This is a genomic window from Peptococcus simiae (assembly GCF_046097595.1).
Taxonomy (GTDB): Bacteria; Bacillota; Peptococcia; order Peptococcales; family Peptococcaceae; genus Peptococcus; species Peptococcus simiae.
This window is the reverse complement of sequence record NZ_JBJUVG010000014.1, coordinates 1-14817: the sequence shown is the minus strand read 5'-3', so window position 1 is coordinate 14817 and position 14817 is coordinate 1. Positions and strand designations below refer to the sequence as shown.

Below are 14817 nucleotides of genomic sequence, written 5' to 3'. Positions count from 1 at the left end.
GCTTAACCCTTAAACTTATCCCGCAGGCCAACTGTCAGGTTAAAGACAGGGGCCTCCGGCGTATGGTACTTCCGGTCGGCGCAATAGTAGCCCTTGCGCATAAATTGATAGGCCTGCCCAATGGGGGCTTCCGCCAGCCGGGGTTCGCACTTGCAACCCTTCAGGACTTCCAGGGAATCCTTGTTAAAGCGGTCCAGGATATCCGCGTCGGCGGCCTGGTCGGGGTCCATCAGGTCATCCAGCAGGTGGACTTCGGCATCAACGGCATGAGTGGCTTCTACCCAGTGCAGGGTCCCTTTGACCTTCCGGTCTGCATCGGGCATCCCGCTCTTGGTCATGGGGTCATAGCTGCAGAGGACTTCTGTAATTTCGCCGGTTTCCGGGTCTTTGACATAGTCCTCGCACTTGATGATATAGCCATACATCAACCGCACTTCTCCACCCGGTTTGAGCCGGTGGTACTTGCGGTTGGCCTCTTCGCGAAAGTCTTCCTGTTCAATATAGAGGTGCTTACCGAAGGGGATTTGATAGGTGCCCATGCTTTCGTCGTTAGGGTTCACGACCCCCTCTACCCATTCAATTTGATCTTCCGGGTAATTGGTCAGGGTGAGTTTCAAGGGATTTAAAACTGCCATGGCCCGGGGAGCCACCCGGTTTAAGTCTTCCCGCAGGCAGAAGGTCAGGTAGTTTTGCTCCACAATGCTGTTGGTTTTGGCCACACCAATCCGTTGGCAAAATTCTTTGAGGGCTGCCGGCGTATAACCCCGACGGCGGAGCCCGCTAATGGTCGGCAACCGGGGGTCATCCCAGCCATCAACCAACTGGGCGTCAACAAGGGCTTTCAAGCGACGCTTAGAGGTCATAGTGTTTTCAATTTCCAAGCGGGCAAATTCAATTTGCTGGGGTTTGCTCTTCAAGTGGGGGCTATCGGCCAGGTGGTCAATAAACCAGTTATATAAGGGCCGGTGGTCTTCAAATTCCAGCGTGCAAAGGGAATGGGTAATCCCTTCTATGGCGTCTTCCAGGGGGTGGGCATAATCATACATGGGGTAAATGCACCACTTGTCCCCGGTCCGATGGTGGCTGGCATGTAGAATCCGATAAATGGCCGGGTCCCGCATATTCATATTGGGAGAGGCCATATCGATCTTAGCCCGAAGGACCTTTTCCCCATCGGCAAAGGCCCCGTCCCGCATTTGCCGGAAAAGGCTAAGGTTTTCCTCGACAGACCGGTCTCTATAAGGGCTTTCAACCCCGGGCTCCGTCAAGGTACCCCGGTGCTTGTGCATCTCCTCTGCTGTTTGGTCATCGACATAGGCCAGGCCCTTTTCAATCAGGGATTCGGCCATGTCATAAAAGGCGTCAAAGTAGTCAGATGCAAACCGCACCTCACCATCCCAAACGGCCCCTAGCCAGGCCACGTCCCGCTGGATGCTTTCGACGTACTCATCCTCTTCCTTAATCGGGTTGGTATCGTCAAAGCGCAAAAAGCAGGTGCCGTCATATTTTTTAGCCAGGCCAAAGTTTAAGAAGATGGACTTGGCATGTCCAATATGAAGATAGCCATTGGGCTCCGGTGGAAAGCGGGTAGCAATAGCGTCCATCCCCGCTTCAAGGTCTGCGTCTATAATTTGTTCAATAAAATTCTTTGTGATGATCTGCTCTTCCATCTTGCACCTCTGTATGAAAAAATTACCGGTCGCCTTTAAACCAGGCCAAAAGCCGGCCTATAAATGTGTCCTGATGGCCACTGGCCGTATTTTTGCTGGTCGGCGGTTGGTATTGATTTGTCCTTTGTTTGAAGTAGGCATACTGCTCGTACTGGGAGTCAATGGCCCGTTCGTTTTGTCCCGGATAGAGCCGCTTGTAGCTGCCATCCGGTAGGGCCACCCGGGCTAAGACATTGTCTTCCGCTAAGATACTTAAGATATCCATTATAATCTTGCGGACATTCGGGTCGAGAATTTGCACCGCAACTTCCACCCGGTATAGGAGGTTCCTGGTCATCCAGTCGGCTGACCCGATAAAGATTTTCTCCCGGTCCCCATAGCCAAAAATATAAATCCGCGGGTGTTCCAGAAAGCGGCCAACCATACTCTTGACCTTGATGTTTTCCGTATAGCCTTCCACCCCGGCCCGCAGGCAGCAAATCCCCCGGACATAGAGGGTAATGTCTACCCCGGCCTGGGAAGCCCGGACCAGGGCCTCAATCATATCTTTATGGGAAAGGCCGTTTAGTTTTAAGATAATCCGAGCCGGCTTACCTGCTTGCGCGGCTGCAATTTCTTCATCAATAAAGTCTAAGAACCGGCTCTTCATTTGGAGCGGAGCCACCAGGAGGTACTGGCTAGAATCGACAAAGGCCCCCATTTGCAGGGTTTGGAAGACCCGGCTGACCTCTTCACCAATTTTTTGGTTCTGGGTGATGAGAGAAAAATCCGTATACTGCCGGGCGGTCTTTTCATTATAGTTCCCGGTCCCAATCTGGGTGATATACTGGACCTTCCGCCCTGTCCGGCGGGTGATGAGGCAAATCTTAGAATGGACCTTGTAGTTTTCCATCCCGTATAAAACGGAGCAGCCGGCCTCTTCCAACCGCTTGGACCAAACAATGTTGTGTTCCTCGTCAAAGCGGGCCTTGAGTTCTACTAAGACGATAACGGACTTGCCGTTTTCAGCGGCTTTGATGAGGGCCTGGGCCACCTTACTGCCACTGGCAATCCGATAGAGGGTAATCTTGATTGAGGTTACCTCCGGATCGACGGCTGCTTCATCAAGCAGGTCCAGGAAGCTCTTCATGGAATGATAAGGATAGGCGAGAAAAATATCGCCCTGGTCATCCAGTTTTTTAATAATGGAATCCCCAGGCTTAATGCCCGGCGGCATAATAGGCGGCATGGGTTTATAGTTCAGGGCCGGGTACTTTTCAGCCAACTCACCGGTCAGGTCGTAGACATGGCTCAGGGAGGCCGGTACCTGTTCGGCAATCATAACCGCCCGGGGCTCAATGTCTAACTTTTGCATCAGGTAGTCTTGGAGCTCTCGGGAAATGTGTTGGGATAATTGTAGGCGGACAGCCTGGGACCGTTTCCGCTTATTTAAAAGCTGTTCCATCTGTTGCCGCCAGTCAATATCCTGGTCATACAGGGCCTCTTCTACCTTCAAGTCCCCATTCCGGGTAATCCGGAAAACGAACCGTTCCTTAATTTTATCCCGCTTAAAGAGCTTATGGGCAAAGTGCATGATCAAGGGGGCCATGAGGACATACTTGTAGCCGGTCCGGCTTTCATTTTCAAAGATATGGTAGCGGCGGTAATTCTGATAAGAGACCGGCACCACACCGAAATCAAAAAGGCGTTTCTTATTGGTTTCCAGAGCAATACCGACAAATTGCTCCTTATTGCTAAAGTAGGGAAAGGGATGGTGGCTATCGATAATCTGCGGTGATAAGAAGGGGGCCACATTATTATCAAAAAACCGGGTCAGGTAGTCTTCATCATAGGGCGTCAGGTTATCCATGTCTACTTCATGGATGTCATACTTGGCCAATTCAGCAATAATATCCCGGTAACAAGCTTCTACCCGGGGGAGCAATTCGCGAACGCGCTGGTAGACAGCGGCCAATTGCTCTTCAATGCTCATCCCGCTTTTACCGTCTATTTCTTCCACACCGAGCATGAGAGCATCGGTGAGCCCGCCAACCCGGACCATGAAAAATTCGTCTAAATTAGATCCATAAATCGAAATAAAGCGTAAGCGTTCAAATAGCGGTAGGCGATCATCTTCAGCGGCCTCTAGCACACGTTCATTGAAACCCAGCCAGCTGAGCTCCCTATTGACAAATAACGATGTCGGAATCCCTGAACTCATTTATACCTCTCCCCTTATTAATGGCGTTTTCAATAAGATATCCTTCACGTACCCCGTATCCAATAATCACCAATTCATTTGCGCCAACGTGTCTCATGAGTTCTTCAATAATCAATAAACCCGGTAAAAAGGTCACCAACCGCTCCGGTAAAATCCGGTTTAAAATCTTAATCCCGCTTAAACCTAAATCACTCAGGGTGCGGTCTACCTCCATTATATCCTCTAGGGTCAGCTTGTAGTCAATGGCCCGGTCATTGCCGACCAGGTGGCGGTGGACCTTAGCCAGGGCCCGGGCCGTTCCGCCCATACCGTAAAGACGTTTTTGCTTAAAAGCTTTAAAGTCGCCAGCATTTTCCAAGGACTTACTCACCCGCTTGCGGATCTTATTCCGCTCTTTGGAGTTGGGAAAGAGGCCCTTGACATACTGGTTGTACATGGCCAGAGTCCCAATTGGTTCACTCATACTCTTGACCAGGCGGTTATCCCGGTAATAGAAGAGCTGGGCACTGCCGCCCCCTAAGTCAAAACCAATGGCTTCGGGCTCCCCTATGGCTGCCCTCAGGCCGATAAAGTCATAATAACTTTCATCACAACCATCCAGGAGCTGAATACTAATGCCTGTTTCTTCTTTAACCCGCTCCAGCACTTCTTTTTGGTTATCAATATATCTCAGGGATGCCGTTGCAAAGCAGAGAATATCCTGGGTATTGGTCTCATCGCAAAGCACCCGCATTTTCTTTAGAATACGACACAGGCGGCTTATGCCGGCCTCGGTTAAGAGGTTGTCTTCTATGTAACTGATCAGCTCAGCAAAGTTTTTTTCATTAATAACCACTTCAAAGTCATCATTAATGACCTCATAAATAACTGCCCGCATCGTATTGGAGCCAATGTCTATGACCGCATATTTCATTTTAGCCTCACTTATTCATCCAGCATATCGTCGTGCCAATAAAGGGTCTGGTCATCATCTTTTACATCCTTGAAGGCCAAGATGAGGTCCCCATCATACTTAAAGGAGTAGCTAAAAAATAGGGTGATATCATCTTCCCCACTGTCTTTCGGCCGGACAATGATCCGGTCCGGGTAAAACATATAGCCGACATCCGCATCCCGCCAGTTGACACTGACATCGCCGATATCCAGGGTGATGGTTCCCCACTCACCAACCCGCACCCCGGAGAGGAGCCCCCGGCCTGTCTTAATATTACCGTAGCTAAAACCGATGGTATAATCCATTTTGCCGGCAAATAAAGAAAAATGCTCTATCAGTAACCGTCCCGGCATGCTGATCTCTTCAATTAACCGGCGTTCGGTTTCAATCCGCTTCCGAAGAAAGCCCAACCGGCGGCCAATCGGTGAGGCCTCCCGTTCCGCCTCAGTGGCCCCGGTCAGGCCGGGATGAGCATTCAAACAGTTGATAAGGTCTTCACACAAGAGCAGGATTTCCGCATCTGATTCACGATAGGTCATTGGTTGCCCTCCTTTAGTGCAAATATAGCCGCTTCTGCAGCAAGGGTATTTTTTAAGAGCATGGTGATGGTCATGGGGCCAACACCGCCCGGTACAGGGGTCAGGCTACAGGTCTTATCGGCCGCCTTGAAGGCCTCGGCATCCACATCCCCGCACACCCGCCCCTCCTGGTCGCGGTTGATCCCTACATCAATAATGACCACCCCATCCTTTACCTGCTGGGGTTTAATGGCCTTAGCCTTTCCCATGGCCACCACCAGCACATCTGCATCGGCCAGTTCCGCATCCAGGTCTTGGGTTTTTGAATGGCAAATGGTCACCGTTGCATTTTCTTGTAGGAGGAGGAGGGCCACCGGTTTGCCGACAATATTCGACCGACCGATTACCACAGCCTTTTTGCCCGCTAAGTCGATACCGGCCTCTTCTAAAAGTGCCAGGCACCCCTGAGGGGTACAGGGCAGGTAGGCCTGGCCACCTGTTAAGAGTCTCCCCATATTAATCGGCGTAAAGCCGTCTACATCCTTTTCCGGGGCAATGGCGTTGATCACCTTGTCCTTATCGATATGGTCCGGCAGGGGCAACTGCACCAAAATCCCATGAATCCCGTCATCCTGGTTTAAGTCCTCAATGGTTGCCAAAAGGTCTGCCTCTGCGACATCCGCCGGCAAGCTTATTTTAGAAGATACTATACCAACCTCTTTACAGGCCTTCTGCTTATTTCTCACATAGATTTCCGATGCCGGATCCTCGCCAACTAAAACAACCGCTAGCCCAATCCGGCGGCCTGCAGCCTGTCGCTCTTCAACCGCTGCCTTCATCTCCCCGCGGAGACGGTCTGCCAAGTCAAGTCCAGATATTTCCTGCAAAAGTGTCCCTCCTTTATCTAATACTTATGCGAACATTATAGCATAATAAAGCGGTATTTTCAGCAATCCTAACCAATGGCTAAAAAATGATAAAAGCCTTACCCGGTTCACATCTGCTCTTGACAATTGAAATCGGCCTGGTGTAAAATAGGCAATGTCAAATCTTCAGCACCCTGCCGGAGTGGCGGAATTGGCAGACGCAGCAGATTCAAAATCTGCCGTGGGTAACCTCGTGTGGGTTCGAGTCCCACCTCCGGCATTAAAAAGGACCTGTTCAGTAGAGCAGGTCCTTTTTGTAAATGACTTTGAATTTGTCATCTATTTCTAAACGCTTATCCTTACTTCTCATTTCCTCGTATATTTATTAGGCCCTATTTTCGCAGCCACTAATGTTTAAACCGCTCTTTATGGACCCATCCTCTCACATCTTTTGTATTTCGAAAATATTGACTTGGCTACTGGCTATAACCTAGTGAGGTATAATCATTGAATATTTATTGAAGCAATACAAGAACGTCACAGCGTACGCCAATATAAAAATCAAGCTCTTGAGGCAAGTATCGTAGCTCGTTTAGAAGCTGAGCTAGCTGCTTGCAACCAGGAAAGTGGTTTGAACATTCAGTTGGTCACAGATGAGCCAAGGGCTTTTGACAACTTTATGGCTCATTATGGTAAATTTAGGGGAGTAAAAAATTACATCGCCTTAATCGGTCAAAAAAGGAAAGGTTTAGAAGAACAATGCGGTTATTACGGTGAACGCCTCGTCCTAAAAGCCCAGCAACTTGGTCTAAATACTTGCTGGGTCGGGCTGACTTACAGAAAAATATCCGGCGCTTTTCAAATTTCATCCGACGAAAAACTGGTTCTTATCATTGCCCTCGGCTATGGAAAAGACCAGGGGCATGCACATAAATCTAAAGATGCCTCTAAAGTTAGCAACCTCAATCATCAGTCACCGGCCTGGTTCGAAGCCGGCGTGGCAGCGGCCCTCCTGGCCCCTACGGCGATGAATCAGCAAAAATTTATGTTAATCTGCGAGGGGAGTCAGGTCACTGCAAGAGCCGGTAAAGGATTTTTTGCCAAGGTTGACCTAGGAATTGTAAAATATCATTTTGAAATAGCCGCCGGGAAAAATAATTTTCAATGGAATTAATCGCTTGCTGAGTGCTGGCCATACCGTCCGATATATGGCTCTATCTAAAGGTCTTATATCAGCAGGTCTGCTCAAAACTTCCTTTCAAGTAGATAAAAACATCATTAAAATGGGTCTTTATGATATCTATATACTTTAGGACAAAAAACTACCGGCCAAACGGCCGGTAGTTTTTTTATAAATGATAGCCCTTCAACTGACTGAAGCGGCTATCTATTTTACTTCAATACTTCAGCGCAACGGTCGCAGAGGTCTTCGTGGTTATGGCCGACGCTGGTGCTGTATTTCCAGCACCGGGGGCATTTTTCCCCTTCGGCGGGTTGGACAAGAACAGAGAGCCCTTCCAGGACATCGCTTGTCCAGGCATCTGCTACACTTTCAGCCCCTTCTTCAACTTGGCTGACAATCAGGAAGTCTGCCAGGTCATCTCCTAGGGCAGCGATATCTTCCTGGTAACTGGCTGCTTCACCGGCTAGGGCTAAGCTGACTTTCGCATCCAGGGAGTTGCCGATGACCTTAGCTTGACGGGCTTCTTCTAGGGCCTTGGTAACTTCATTCCGGAAGTCAATCAAGCGGTCCCAGCGTTTCAAGAAGCTATCCGATACCTGGGGCACTTCCACTTCAGGCCAATCCATCAGCTGAACGCTTTGAGGCTTGTTCGGGATATCCAAATAGCGGAAAACTTCTTCAGAAGTGAAAGCAAGAATCGGCGACAGGATAACGTCCAGGGCCAAGGCGGTATCGTACAAGACCGTCTGGGCAGCCCGGCGGTCCTGGCCGGCTGTTTCATTGGCGTAGAGTCTATCCTTGATGATGTTCAGGTAGAAGGCGGATAGGTCAACAGTACAGAAGTTATGCACCGACCGGTAGACCTGGTGGAATTCATAGTTGTTATAGGCCTCTTTTGCATTGTCGGCAATTTCTTTAAGCCGCAGGAGGGTCCACTTATCCAAGTCGGTCAAGGCATCGGGCGCTACCCGGTCTTTAGCCGGATCAAAGTCAGAAAGACTGCCCAGGATGAAACGGAAGGTATTCCGGATTTTCCGGTAGGCTTCACTGATTTGCTGTAAAATCCCCTGGGAGACGGAAACATCCCCGCGGTAGTCGGCAGAGGCAACCCATAGGCGGAGAATATCCGCCCCCTGCTTGTTGATGACTTCCAGGGGATCGACGCCATTGCCGAGGGACTTACTCATCTTCCGGCCCTGTTCGTCAACCAGGAAGCCGTGAGTCAGGAGTTGCCGATAGGGGGCCTTGCCATTTACAGCAACGGAGGTACATAAAGAGGAATTGAACCAGCCGCGGTGCTGGTCGCTCCCTTCCAGGTACATATCCGCCGGCCAGGAGAGGTCCGGACGGCCACGCAGAACGCCTTGGTGGGTGCTGCCGGAGTCGAACCAAACGTCCATAATATCGGTTTCCTTGCTGAACTGTTGGCTCTGGCATGCCGGGCACTGGTAGCCTGCCGGCAGGAGGTCCTTGGCTTCCCGTTCAAACCAGACATTGGCCCCATGGTCGCGGAAGAGGTCCTGCAGGTGGCGGATGGTCTCTTCATTGATGATGATTTCCCCACAGTCATCGCAGTAAAAGGCCGGAATGGGCACGCCCCAAATCCGTTGGCGGGAGATACACCAGTCGCCACGGTCACGAATCATGTTATAAATCCGTTCCTTGCCCCAGGCCGGGGTGAATTTAATATCATTTTCAATGGCCTGGAGGGCTTCTTCACGGAAGCCATCAATGGAGGCAAACCACTGGGGAGTGGTCCGGAAGAAGGTTGGGGTTTTGCAGCGCCAGCAGACCGGATATTGGTGGTTGATAGTCCCTTGGTGGAGGAGGATTCCCCGGTCTTTCAGGTCTTTTAAAATAGCCCCATTGGCTGTTTTCAAGTCCATCCCTTCAAAGGGTCCGGCTTCAGCGGTCATGTGCCCCTCGTCATCGACCGGAGAGAGGATTTTTAAGCCGTATTCTTGGCCAATCCCAAAGTCTTCCATCCCATGGCCGGGTGCGGTATGAACGCAACCGGTACCGGCATCTGTGGTAACATGAGTCCCCAGGGTCACAATCCCTTCATCGCCGCCATAGGGGGTCTGGTACTTGATGTATTCACAATCGGTCCCTTTAAAGGTGGCTAGAACTTCAGGCTTGGTCTCCAGGCCAATGGCTGCGACCACGCTATCCAGGAGGTCCTTGCCTACCAGGTACTGGCGGTCATCGATTTGAATGAGTTGGTAGTCCAATTCCGGATGGACAGAAACCGCCCGGTTGGCCGGCAGGGTCCAAGGGGTTGTGGTCCAAATGAGAATGTAGGCATCGGTGCTATCAAATAAGCCCTTGGCATCGGTGACTTTAAAGGCCACATAAATAGAGGGCGAAGTTTGTTCCTTGTATTCGATTTCGGCTTCAGCCAAGGCGGTATGGTCATGGGGACACCAGTGAACCGGCTTACTCCCCTTGTAAATATAGCCCTTTTCAGCCATTTTACCGAAAACGCCAATTTCTTCCGCTTCAAAGGCCGGGTCCAGAGTCACATAGGGGTTATCCCAGTCAGCCCGCACCCCTAAGCGCTTAAATTCATCCCGCTGGATATCAACAAACTTCAGCGCATAGTCCCGGCAGGCATCGCGGAAGGCCACCGGATCGCTATTCTTTGCATCCAGGCCGACGTTTTCAATGGCCTTTAACTCAATGGGCAGCCCATGGGTATCCCAGCCAGGCACATAAGGCGTCAGGTAGCCCTGGAGGCTCTTGGATTTATTGATCATGTCCTTAAGGACCTTGTTCATGGTATGGCCTAAATGCAGGTGGCCATTGGCATAGGGCGGGCCGTCATGAAGGATAAAGGTCTCATGACCGGCATTTTTTTCGTTGACTAAGCGGTTAATATCAATATCTTCCCAGAATTTTAAGGTTTCCGGCTCTTTTTTAGCCAGGTTGCCTCGCATGGGGAAATCAGTTTTAGGCAAATTAAGGGTATTGCCGTATGCTTTTTCTTTTTCTGATTTTGCCATATTTACACCTCTTCATAAAATAAAAAAATCGCCCCCAAAAGGGACGAATTGACTCGCGGTACCACCCTCATACCGTCAAAAGATGACGGCACTCGACTATTGTATAACGCCAATAAGACGGCTCCCCTACTCTGTTTTTCAGGTCGCAGCTCCGGGAGGATAAGCCCTGAGGCCGACTCTCTGCCTTCCACCATCGCAGAGTCGCTAAAGCCGGTTATCTCGGACTCCTGTTCCCATCTTTGCTTTGTTCTATAATAGACAATTGCCTTCTCCTTGTCAACACTTATAAGTACCGTTCAATGAGAAGTTTTATATTGCCCTTCTTCGTCGTGCCCGTCGTTGAGCCAATCCTGACCCGGCCATGCCCGCGGACTGCCAGCAGGTCTCCGCCGACCAGGAGGTAATGGCTCCGGTACTCTACCGTATGGTTTACCCGGACCAAGCCGGCGTCGATAAGATCGGTTGCCAGCCGGCGGGAGAGCTGAAAGCTCTTGGCCAGGACGGCATCCAAACGCAGGCTAGGCACAATAAGGACCTGCTCTTCTGTTTTAACTTCCGGCGGGGTCCAAGATTGCCAGTCCCTTTGGGCGATTTGGACCGGTACCCGGCGAACCCGCAAGTCTGAAACAGCCAGGTAGTCGACCAGGTCCAGGTCAATAAAGAAATCACAACCACCCTCCCGGACGAGAATATCCCCCATCTTGTCCCGGGTAAAGCCCAGGGACATCAGGGCCCCCAGGTAGTCCCTGTGGTCGGCCTTTAAGAACTTCGCCGGTCCATCTAGACTCATCAGGGCCAGGTGAAAGTCATCGCTTGTGAGGTCATCTAACATGGAAAAGGCCAAGCGCACCCGCTCGGCCCCCTCCCATCCGCCCCAAGTGCGGACGGTTAAATCTGTCCCGGTAAAAAGCGCCAACAGGTCTTCCGCTTCCTCCCGCGGCATAAAGTCTGACCATTCCGCTTGCCATTTTTTTTGCGCCCGGTGGATGAGGTCCAGCAGGCGCCGCCTTTGCAGGTCATCACTCATAGGGCAGAAACCCCATACAGGAGATGTAAAAAGACCTGATTAAAGGCCAGTCTGACCAAGGCCACCAGCACATAGGCCACCATGGGGGTAAAGTTTAAGGGTGAGAGCAAAAAGCCCGGCATAAACCGTTCGATTAACCGGAAAAAGGGATCTGTCAGGTCGCTGACAAAGGTCACCACCCGGCTATATGGGTCAATCGGCAACCAGGTCATGAAGGCTCGAACGATAATTAGGAACTGGTAGAGCCTACAGGCCAGGTTAACCGCATCATATAAAACGCTTCCAATCGTCATTTTCCACCGCTTTTCTATTGTGACATTTCTTTGGTCCGCCCATAGCTGGCCAAAATCGCCTCAATGAGCCCACTGCGGACACCGGCCTTTTCCATAGCGCAGACGCCGGCAATAGTGGTGCCGCCGGGCGAGGTAACCTTGTCCTTCAGCACAGCGGGATGGGTCTGGTCGGCCAGGGCCAGGTCAGCGGACCCCTTCATGGTCTGGGCCGCTATTTCATAACTGATGGCCCGGGGAATCCCCAAGGCCACCAGGGCATCGGCACAGGCTTCCATAATTTGGAAAAAGAAGGCCGGGCCACAGCCGTTCAAGGCCCCGGCCTTGTCTAAGCCCTCCTCATCTAAAATAACCGTCCGGCCAATGGTATCTAAAATACGCTTGGCCAGGTCAATATCCTCTTGGGAAAGCCCTGGACCAGCTGCCATGACAGTCATAGATGCCGCAACAGAGGCCGCCACATTGGGCATGACCCGGATAAGCCGGTCATGGCCCAGGGCTTGGCGCAACTGCCCCAGGGGCGTCCCGGCTAATAGGGACAGGACCAGGGGGGTCTCCTGACCGGGCGCCAGGGCCAGGTCAAGGTCAGCCAGTTGCTGCGGTTTAACAGCAAGGACAACCACATCCACCTGCCCATATAGATCGCTATTATTGGGCACAAAGCGAACGCCCAAGCGGTCAGCAAAGGCTCGACCATGGTCCCGGTTACGCTGGGAAAAAGCGAGGGTGCAGTCCAGGCCACTGGTCTTGATGGCCGGCATCATGGCCTGGGCCATGGCGCCACAACCAATAAAACCTATATTTTTCACCTAAAAGTCCCCTTTGCCCCGTTGGTGGTTCACCCACTCTGCAATGGTCGGGCCGTAATCGCCATCGTTTAAGCTCCCGCGCAGTTCATTCTCAAGGCTGACACTGGGCGGTACCGCCACAAAAATGGCCCCTTGATCGTTGATTTTTTGGATGGACCCGTTCAGGGCAAAGATGGCCCCGCTGACAAAGTTAACAATATTGACCGCCTCTTCGACTTGGCATTCATGTAAATCGAAAACGACCACCCGATTATCCAGTAAATAGCGGGTAATGGTCTGGGCCTCTTCAAACCGCATCGGTTGTAATAATACTATTTTCATATCGTCACCACCACTATAAGACGCTTCTTCTGTTGCCACCGGTAGGCTGCTGCGAAAGCGGTTCATTGGAGAAAACCGCCGTTCTTCAGTGGCAACCGGCTCATCATAAGCGTTGTAATAATCATTGTCATATGCTTCATCCATATAGGCCTCATTTTCCTCTTCAGTATCAACAAAGCCTACAAAATCTAATAATTTTTTACCAATAGCCATTGCTCTGACCCCCAATTATTTTTTTGCAAAAATAGCGCTGCCAATCCGCACCATCGTTGCCCCTTCTTCAATAGCAACTTCATAATCCCCGCTCATGCCCATAGACAAATGGGTCATAGATACATTGGGGATACCCAAATCTTTATACTTTAAAAACATCTTATATAAGTCCCTAAAATAAGGGCGTAAATCATCTTTGTTATCCAAGTTGGGTGCAATAAACATGAGTCCCTCACATTTTAAGTGGGGAAAGGCTGTAAACTGCTCTAAAAAGCCTTCTACCTCTTCCGGCGCCAGGCCATACTTCTGGTCTTCACCGGCCATATTGACCTGGACCAATACCGGCACAACCACCTCTTTGGCAGCAGCCCGTTTTTCAATTTCCTGGGCCAGGCGGAGGCTGTCTAAGGACTGAATCATGGCCACCCGCCCGACAATCTGCCGAACCTTATTGGTCTGTAAGTGTCCAATCACATGAAAGGGCACCCCTTCACCTTCAAAGGCATCCAGCTTTGGAATGAGCTCCTGGACCCGGTTTTCCCCAAAAACGGTGGCGCCGGCGGCCATGGCCTCACGGATTTCCGACACATCATGAAACTTACTGACAGCAATAATATCTACCGGCTTTTCCGGATGAGGACTTTTTTGCCGGGCCGCTTCTATGCGTTCTCGGATAAGAGAAATATTTTCTTTAATCGACACGAATCAACCCTCACTTTAAAATTTCACCTTCCCGTACCCGGTCAGGCGTGGTCACAATCTTTGTTCCTTTGGGTAAAATCTCGCAAATGATCTTGTCTTTTTGCTCTTGCTTCACTTGAATCATTTGCCATTTGACGACACTATTATTCAAGGTATAGACCCCGGGAATCTTCTTGCCGGATTTGCTGGTTTTAAAAACAACCGCTGACCGGTCAAGTTTTAAAATGCCTTGTTCCCTCTTGTAGGCCTCTGCCTGAACAACCCGTTCCAAGAGGAAGGTATCACTCATGGGGCCCAGGTTCAGGGTGGCCCAATGGTGGCCATTCTTATCTTTTTCAACCTTGAGAACATAGGCCTGGATATCATCCCCTGTATCCGGAAAGCGGATTCGGATGACTTCATCGGCCTTTTTGATGACCTTATTATCTTTATCGGAATAAGAAAAGTACAGGGTCACCGGCTTTAGGTTGTCTACCACTGCCGCGCAGACGGTTCCCTTGGTTACCTCGCGCTTGCCGGCACTTTTACTCTTCTTGCTTTTACTTTCTTCGTAAATATTTTTTAAATCCAGCCCCTTGATGGTCGACACGTCTTCCACTTCTTCATAGCCATCGATGGCATAGTTGACGATGCCGGCGAGGGGGGCCAGGTATTCTTTTTTATATTTTTTATCACTTTGGTCTGTCGTGTAGATGAGGTCGGCGATCAGCTGCTTTTTAGCAACCCGCTCCCCCTGCTCTGCCTTAGGCTCAAAGGTGCCGTCATTTTTGGCTTTGATAAGGCCTGTTTCAGCAAAAACATAACCATAGCCGGGCACTTTTATATCTCGTGTTTCACTTTCAATGGTAACGGTTTCAATTAACGAATGATTGATTTTTGTATAAATGGCACTCCCTGCAACCCATGCCAGGAGGACCACCATAATAATGGCCACAACCCGATGGACCGGGTGCCAGTCAGATAGGGGTAATCGCAGCTTCATGAATCGTCTATCTCCCCTTTATAAGCGAATTTCACTTTCCATTATATAACAAATGAGCACTGAATGTATAGCTTTAATCTCCCCTTATCCGGAATAGAAA

General features: G+C 50.5%; 13 protein-coding genes and 1 tRNA gene. 2 read left to right on the top strand and 12 right to left on the bottom strand.

The features are described from left to right. Nucleotides 1-2: 2 nt before the first annotated feature. Genes ACKQTC_RS08150 through folD form a run of 5 tightly spaced genes read right to left on the bottom strand, consistent with a single transcriptional unit; the run spans nucleotide 3 to nucleotide 6209 of the window. Nucleotides 3-1670 carry a glutamine--tRNA ligase/YqeY domain fusion protein gene (locus ACKQTC_RS08150; RefSeq protein ID WP_408977952.1) on the bottom strand — a complete coding sequence of 556 codons (1668 nt, stop codon included), beginning with the start codon at nucleotides 1668-1670 and terminating at the stop codon, nucleotides 3-5. A 22-nt stretch (nucleotides 1671-1692) separates the two neighbouring features. Next, nucleotides 1693-3870, bottom strand: coding sequence for a polyphosphate kinase 1 (gene ppk1, locus ACKQTC_RS08145; RefSeq protein ID WP_408977951.1), 2178 nt, complete (start codon nucleotides 3868-3870; stop codon nucleotides 1693-1695). After that, nucleotides 3833-4783: a Ppx/GppA phosphatase family protein gene (locus ACKQTC_RS08140; RefSeq protein ID WP_408977950.1), complete on the bottom strand. Its 951-nt coding sequence runs from the start codon at nucleotides 4781-4783 to the stop codon at nucleotides 3833-3835. The genes ppk1 and ACKQTC_RS08140 overlap by 38 nt, the downstream gene beginning before the upstream one ends. 11 nt (nucleotides 4784-4794) lie before the next feature. Then, a complete protein-coding gene (locus tag ACKQTC_RS08135; protein WP_408977949.1) occupies nucleotides 4795-5343 on the bottom strand; it encodes a hypothetical protein in 549 nt (182 codons plus the stop codon). Continuing rightward, on the bottom strand, nucleotides 5340-6209 hold the full coding sequence (folD, locus tag ACKQTC_RS08130) for a bifunctional methylenetetrahydrofolate dehydrogenase/methenyltetrahydrofolate cyclohydrolase FolD (protein WP_408977948.1): 870 nt from the start codon (nucleotides 6207-6209) through the stop codon (nucleotides 5340-5342). The genes ACKQTC_RS08135 and folD overlap by 4 nt, the downstream gene beginning before the upstream one ends. Before the next feature lie 175 nt (nucleotides 6210-6384). On the opposite strand from folD, the gene ACKQTC_RS08125 reads away from it, so the two are divergent. Then, nucleotides 6385-6468 (top strand) — tRNA-Leu (locus ACKQTC_RS08125). Nucleotides 6469-6699: 231 nt separating this feature from the next. Further along, on the top strand, nucleotides 6700-7362 hold the full coding sequence (locus tag ACKQTC_RS08120) for a nitroreductase family protein (protein ID WP_408977978.1): 663 nt from the start codon (nucleotides 6700-6702) through the stop codon (nucleotides 7360-7362). 218 nt (nucleotides 7363-7580) lie between these two features. Here ACKQTC_RS08120 and ileS read toward each other — a convergent pair whose 3' ends face one another. From ileS to ACKQTC_RS08085, 7 genes are all read right to left on the bottom strand, one after another. Further along, nucleotides 7581-10373 carry an isoleucine--tRNA ligase gene (ileS, locus tag ACKQTC_RS08115; RefSeq protein WP_408977947.1) on the bottom strand — a complete coding sequence of 931 codons (2793 nt, stop codon included), beginning with the start codon at nucleotides 10371-10373 and terminating at the stop codon, nucleotides 7581-7583. 283 nt (nucleotides 10374-10656) lie between these two features. Next, a complete protein-coding gene (locus ACKQTC_RS08110; RefSeq protein WP_408977946.1) occupies nucleotides 10657-11400 on the bottom strand; it encodes a YlmH family RNA-binding protein in 744 nt (247 codons plus the stop codon). Then, the gene (locus ACKQTC_RS08105) at nucleotides 11397-11693 is read right to left on the bottom strand and encodes a YggT family protein (RefSeq protein ID WP_408977945.1); all 297 of its coding nucleotides are present in this window, start codon (nucleotides 11691-11693) and stop codon (nucleotides 11397-11399) included. The genes ACKQTC_RS08110 and ACKQTC_RS08105 overlap by 4 nt, the downstream gene beginning before the upstream one ends. A 14-nt stretch (nucleotides 11694-11707) precedes the next feature. Next, nucleotides 11708-12499 carry a pyrroline-5-carboxylate reductase gene (proC, locus tag ACKQTC_RS08100; protein ID WP_408977944.1) on the bottom strand — a complete coding sequence of 264 codons (792 nt, stop codon included), beginning with the start codon at nucleotides 12497-12499 and terminating at the stop codon, nucleotides 11708-11710. Further along, on the bottom strand, nucleotides 12500-13033 hold the full coding sequence (locus ACKQTC_RS08095) for a cell division protein SepF (RefSeq protein ID WP_408977943.1): 534 nt from the start codon (nucleotides 13031-13033) through the stop codon (nucleotides 12500-12502). Between the two features lie 15 nt (nucleotides 13034-13048). After that, entirely contained in the window at nucleotides 13049-13735 is a 687-nt protein-coding gene (locus tag ACKQTC_RS08090; protein ID WP_408977942.1) for a YggS family pyridoxal phosphate-dependent enzyme, read from the bottom strand. Between the two features lie 10 nt (nucleotides 13736-13745). Next, on the bottom strand, nucleotides 13746-14717 hold the full coding sequence (locus tag ACKQTC_RS08085) for an HlyD family efflux transporter periplasmic adaptor subunit (RefSeq protein WP_408977941.1): 972 nt from the start codon (nucleotides 14715-14717) through the stop codon (nucleotides 13746-13748). Between the last annotated feature and the right edge of the window lie 100 nt (nucleotides 14718-14817).